At 39.2% G+C, this 3,488-nt stretch carries 2 protein-coding genes; both read left to right on the top strand.

Features of this window, described 5'->3' with window-relative positions; all coding sequences use genetic code 11:
• Positions 1 to 200: 200 nt before the first annotated feature.
• Positions 201 to 2,000 (top strand): type IV-A pilus assembly ATPase PilB, encoded by a 1,800-nt coding sequence (gene pilB, locus D6734_04580; protein RMF95998.1) that lies wholly within the window; start codon positions 201 to 203, stop codon positions 1,998 to 2,000.
• A gap of 73 nt (positions 2,001 to 2,073) precedes the next feature.
• The gene (locus tag D6734_04585; protein ID RMF95999.1) at positions 2,074 to 3,285 is read left to right on the top strand and encodes a type II secretion system F family protein; all 1,212 of its coding nucleotides are present in this window, start codon (positions 2,074 to 2,076) and stop codon (positions 3,283 to 3,285) included.
• Positions 3,286 to 3,488 lie beyond the last annotated feature (203 nt).

Consider the following 3,488-nt stretch of genomic DNA (forward strand, 5'->3'; position numbering starts at 1 on the left):
TCCCAAAGGTCCCACTGGAAAACTTTTAAAAAGAGCATTAAAATATAATAGTTAGTAAATCAGCAATTAGCTTTTCTTAAAGAATACCGATAATTTATTGTTCATCTTATATTGACAATTAATGATAAATCCAATTTAATTGTTAATTTAGGAATATAATTGGATATTTTTAACCATCTGTTTTTTAATGGATTTCAGCTATGGCAAAACTTGGCCAACTTTTAATCGATGCTGGACTGATAACGAAAGAACAGCTTATTGAAGCATTAAAGACTCAAAAACAGACAAGGGAAAGAATCGGCACAGTCCTTGTTAAATCCGGTGTCATTACTGAAGATACCATTACTTCATTCCTGAGCCAGCAATATGGTGTGCCTTCAATAAACCTTTCAGACTTTGAAATCGACCCTGAAGCATGCAAACTCATTCCTGCAAAAACCGCAAAAAAATATGAGATAATCCCAATAAGCCGTATCGGTTCGACAATAACAGTAGCAATGGTTGACCCTTCCAATGTTTTTGCTATTGATGATATCAAATTTATGACAGGTTACAATGTTGAACCTGTTGTTGCTCCAGAAAGTGAAATTAAAAAAGCAATCGAGGAATATTACAAAAAAGGCGGCAATTCCTCTCAACCTGCAAATATGCTTATTGATGACAAGGATATCGAGCTCGAAGAAGATGTTGGAATAGGTCCGGGAATGGAAGAGGAAGAAGATGAAATGGCTCATTTTGAAGTTGACGAACTCGACAAACTCGTCTCTGGTGCAGCTGACGCAGTGGAAGTTGTAGAAGAAGACTCAGATGAAGACTCCTTAGGAGAAATGGATGCACCGGTAGTGAGACTCGTTAACGGCATATTGCTCAAAGCTATCAAGATGAAAGTTTCTGATATTCACATAGAGCCATATGAAAAAAGTTTCAGAGTAAGATACAGGATGGATGGTGTGCTTCATAAAGCAATGGACCTTCCTGTAAAAATAAAAAATGCCCTTGTTTCCAGAATCAAAGTAATGTCAAAGCTTGATATCGCTGAAAGGCGGCTTCCTCAGGATGGTAGAATAAAGCTGAAATTAGGTCCCAAAAGGGAAATGGATTTTAGAGTTTCAATTTTGCCTACCCTTTTTGGCGAAAAAGTTGTTCTGCGGCTTCTTGACAAATCCAATTTGCAACTCGATATGACAAAACTCGGATTCGATGAAAAACCATTGGAGGAGTTCAAAAAAGCAATTCATATGCCCTTTGGAATGGTGCTTGTAACAGGACCTACAGGAAGCGGTAAAACAACCACATTATATTCAGCCATCAGCGAATTGAACAAAGTAACTGAAAACATAATGACTGCTGAAGACCCTGTAGAGTTTAATTTAATGGGTGTCAATCAGGTACAGATGCATGAAGATATTGGTTTGAATTTTGCAGCTGCATTGCGTTCCTTTTTGCGTCAGGATCCGGATATTATCCTTGTCGGTGAAATCAGGGACTATGAAACTGCAGAAATCGGCATCAAGGCGGCTTTGACAGGCCATCTCGTACTCAGCACACTTCACACAAACAATGCGCCTGAAACCGTAAACAGAATGCTGAATATGGGGGTAGAACCATTTCTTGTATCATCTGCAGTAAATCTTATAGTGGCACAGAGATTGGCTCGAAAGGTCTGTTCAAAGTGTAGTGAACCAGTTGAAGTAAGCAAAGATGCCCTTCTTAAAGTTCAGTTTACAGAAGAAGAAGTTGAGCAGGGAATTGAAGTCCGCCACGGAAAAGGTTGTCCCGAATGCGGTAATACCGGCTATAAGGGAAGAGTAGCTCTATATGAAGTTATGCCCTTTACAAAATCCATACGAGATTTAATCTTGCAGGGTGCACAAACACCTGAATTGAAAAAACAGGCAATAGAAGAAGGAATGCAAACATTGAGACGAAGCGGACTGAACAAAATAAAAGATGGAGTTACCACATTAGAAGAGATTGTTAGAGTCACAGTGCCTGACTAATTTTCTCTTTACTGCACCCAGAGAAAATAAGTAATATAATATTACAAGGTAATTTAAGGAGAGGAAAGAAAAAATGGCAGCTTTTGTTTATGAAGCAAGGACTGTCAGCCGTGAAATCAGAAAAGGCGAAATTGAAGCTCCCTCATTGGAAGAAGCAAAAAAAATTCTCCGCGCTCAAAAGCTCATAGTTACATCGATTAAAAAGAAAGCTACTGCAATAGAAATAAAAATCCCCGGATTAGGTGAAAAAATAGAAGACAAAGATATTGTCGTCTTCACTCGTCAGTTTGCAACAATGATTGAAGCAGGACTTCCTCTTGTCCAGTGCCTTGAAATACTTGCAGCACAATCAGAAAAAAAGCCCCTCCGGGATATTCTTTCTGTTGTCAAGGAAGATGTGGAGTCTGGCTCTACCTTTGCAGATGCCCTTCGCAAACATCCAAAGGTTTTCGACAATTTATTTACAAATATGGTTGAAGCAGGAGAAACAGGCGGTATACTGGACAATGTTTTAAAAAGGTTGGCTTCATATATAGAAAAAGCTCAGGCTCTCAAGTCAAAGGTAAAAAAAGCGAGTGTCTATCCAATCGCAATTCTTTCAGTCGCCTTTGTTGTTGTTGCAGCTCTCTTAATTTTTGTCATTCCAACTTTTGCAAAAATGTTCAGTGATTTTGGAGGAGAATTGCCTCCGACTACTCAAATGGTCATAAATATGAGTCATTTTGCCGCAAGCTGGAGAGGAGTTGCAGTTTTTTTTGGAATTGTGGCATTGATTATCGCATTCAAATATTATCGTGGGACCAAAAGCGGCCGCTTGGTTACTGACCGTATATTTCTGAAACTGCCCATATTCGGAGACATCATAAAAAAATCAGCTGTTGCAAAATTTTCAAGAACTTTATCCACTCTTATTACAAGCGGTGTTCCTATCCTCGAAGGATTGGACATAGTTTCCCGCACATCTGGCAATGTAGTCATAGGGAACGCAATTCTTGAAACAAAACAGAGCATTGCAGAAGGTAAAACAATTGCTGAACCTCTCGAAAAAACCGATGTATTCCCAGCTATGGTAGTTCAAATGATAGGAGTTGGAGAAGCTACAGGCGCTCTCGACAGCATGCTGGCGAAAATTGCCGACTTTTACGAAGAAGAAGTTGATAATGCCGTCGAAGCTTTGACTTCATTGATGGAGCCGGCACTAATGGTCGTCCTCGGAGGAATAGTGGGATTTATTCTTGTAGCAATGTATCTGCCAATATTTACATTGGCCACTGCAATCCAATAATAAAAACCGCAGTTTCAACAGAAAGAGATAAGTTGTGGCTTTTGGTATAATAAAAGGCAGCCACAGCTCATTAGGGCTTAAGTGGCTGATGACAACACGGACAATCATAGTTACAGCCCTGCTTGGAACAACAATTCTTGTAGAAATTCAACAAAAAGACCTTTACGTTACACCCTTACTATCAGTTTTATATATCCTTATAA

The sequence above is a fragment of the Candidatus Schekmanbacteria bacterium genome, from assembly GCA_003695725.1.
GTDB lineage: Bacteria > Schekmanbacteria > GWA2-38-11 > GWA2-38-11 > J061 > J061.

What these genes read in the sequence shown, in the direction of transcription:
- pilB (RMF95998.1), top strand. Translation starts at nt 201, where the DNA reads ATGGCAAAACTTGGCCAACTTTTAATCGATGCTGGACTGATAACGAAA.
- D6734_04585 (RMF95999.1), top strand. Translation starts at nt 2,074, where the DNA reads ATGGCAGCTTTTGTTTATGAAGCAAGGACTGTCAGCCGTGAAATCAGA.